The organism is Xanthomonas sp. SHU 166, from assembly GCF_000364685.1.
GTDB classification, from domain to species: Bacteria; Pseudomonadota; Gammaproteobacteria; order Xanthomonadales; family Xanthomonadaceae; genus Xanthomonas_A; species Xanthomonas_A sontii.
Map to the genome: position 1 here is coordinate 1 of NZ_AQOJ01000063.1, position 2,167 is coordinate 2,167.

3 protein-coding genes are annotated in these 2,167 nt (G+C 45.4%); all 3 read left to right on the top strand.

All coding sequences use genetic code 11. The features are described 5' to 3' along the window. A partial coding sequence (locus tag D180_RS22755) for an RHS repeat-associated core domain-containing protein (RefSeq protein ID WP_304412375.1) occupies window positions 1-653 on the top strand: 653 nt, incomplete at its 5' end. Continuing rightward, window positions 650-1,132 (top strand): Imm26 family immunity protein, encoded by a 483-nt coding sequence (locus D180_RS22760; protein WP_157835410.1) that lies wholly within the window; start codon window positions 650-652, stop codon window positions 1,130-1,132. The genes D180_RS22755 and D180_RS22760, both read left to right, overlap by 4 nt. A gap of 563 nt (window positions 1,133-1,695) precedes the next feature. Further along, on the top strand, window positions 1,696-1,911 hold the full coding sequence (locus tag D180_RS23755) for a hypothetical protein (protein ID WP_198526504.1): 216 nt from the start codon (window positions 1,696-1,698) through the stop codon (window positions 1,909-1,911). Window positions 1,912-2,167 lie beyond the last annotated feature (256 nt).

Below are 2,167 nucleotides of genomic sequence, written 5' to 3' on the forward strand. Positions count from 1 at the left end.
GGGAGCGGGATGCGAGTGGGCTTTATTACTACCGTGCACGTTACTACTCCTCCAGCGTTGGACGCTTCCTGAGTGAGGATCCGATTGGGCTGGCCGGAGGCACGAATTCATATGCTTATGTGAATGGAGATCCGTTGAGCTATCGGGATCCTTCCGGCAATTGTCCAATGTGCCTGATTCCTGTTGTTTGGGGTCTTATCGAGGTTGGATTAAGTATTTATGACATCTATGATACGGGCAAGACATTGCTGGATCCGTGTGCAAGCCGTACCGCAAAGTTTGCGTCGGTGGGATTGCTACTTGCGGGCGTGGTGTTGCCAGGTGGAGGTTACAGTCAGCTTGATGATCTGGCGAAAGGCGGTGTATATGTTCTTAAGAATATTGATGGAATGGTAATGAGGTCAGGTCGGACTAGTAATTTGATTAGAAGGCAAATGGAACATGCGCGTGACCCTATTATGAAGGATTTTGCTTTCGAGGCTGTTTATAGAACAGACGTGAGGGCTGAGCAGCGGGGGTTGGAAAATATCATTCACAATACGTATAATCCTCCGCTTGATGCAATTCGTCCAATAAGTCCGAAAAACCCTAGGTTGGAAGGGTATATGAGAGCGGCTGAGGAATTTTTGAAGAAAGAGGGAGGTGGTGGTTGAAAGGCGTCAATTATAAAGAGGGTTCAGTTTTCTCTATACCATTGGAAAAAAACTGCTTCTCTGTGGGTGTCGTAGCACGCGTCGCGCCACAAGGCGGTGTCTTGCTTGCTTATTTTTTTGGAAAATTGTATCGATCCCTTCCCTCCCTGATGGATGTCGAGAATCTCAAGGCGTCGAACGCTTCGAAATGTTGGCTGATAGGCGACTTGGCTCTTTTAAATTGTGACTGGCCTATTCTTGGTGGTCTGAAAGAATGGGAGCGGGTCCATTGGCCAGTACCTGTTTTTGTTCGAGAGGAAGTGATTTCCCATAGGGCTTGGTTGGTTTATTTGTCCGATTTAAATCCTGCGGTGGTAGAGCGTGAAATTTTAGTTAAAGAAAAGCCGATTGATATGGAGAGCTGGAGTGTCTTGGGGTATGGTTTTGTTCAGTTGAAGCTTAAAAAGTTGTTTTGCGAAAAATTTAGCGCGGAATCTTAGCTTTAGTGTGTTGGCAGACCTTTAATTTTCATTCCTATGAGCTGCAGGCTGCTTTCACAGACAGCTTCGACGACAGCAACCGGCAGACGCGGGCCAACAGCCAGGCGTTCAGCTACGATGTCAACGACTTGGCTTGATAAAAAGTTAATTGTGGAAATTTGGGATCACTCAGAATCCATCGATGCGATAATAAAAATTTATTTGGATGGTTTGGGTGCGGGACGTCTTCGATACGTTCCAGAATATGCAGATAAAAATAGAAGCGTCGGCCTTAGAGCGCATGAAGATTGATAATTTTTCTGTGCAAAATGGAATTCTTCCTGCGGGTAATAAAATAAGGCGGTGATGCAAGTGAATATTTGGATGACTTGTGATGCAAATTGGGAAACGTATACCCCTAGAATTCTTGATGTTCTATTGGAGGGCGTGGACTTTTTTGAGCAGAGGTTCTATGGGGGGAAGTAGAGAGGTTGAGTTTAATAATGGTTTGTAGAGAGCATGAATTCGAGTTCTCTCAAAGATCAAAGTTCTACAGGAAGAAAAGGGAGTTGTATACTGATATAATGTTGGATTACCGTTTGATGGTCGCCGATTCAATGTCAATGAATGATCGAATGAATTACGTGGCGGAACAGATTTTCTTGCAGCTTTTTGCGGATTTCGAGAAAAGGAAATTTTCTGATTTTAATTCAATTGATTTCTTGGCGGATATGAAGTCATGGTTGGTGGTGATTTCTAGTGACTATCATGGTCATGGTGGGGCGGGGTGGACGTATTGAAAAATTATGATTTTGCTGTGAAGTATAGCGCGACTGTTGTGGTTTGGTGATTTTTGAAGGTGTATTTATTAAGTTTGGCTATCTAAAAGAGCCAGTGGCGCCACGCTACGGCACCAACGGCAACTTGCTTTCCAACGGCGTGCACACCTAGTCTGGAACGCGCGCGACCGGTTGTTCGAGAAAATCAAATACGGGGCGGCAAGCATCGCCAGCTTCGGCTATGACCCGCTGGGCCGAAGAGTGAGCAAGACCGAAG

Excerpts from the sequence above, each read along its gene's own strand:
- D180_RS23755 (WP_198526504.1), top strand. The coding sequence starts at position 1,696 with ATGTTGGATTACCGTTTGATGGTCGCCGATTCAATGTCAATGAATGAT.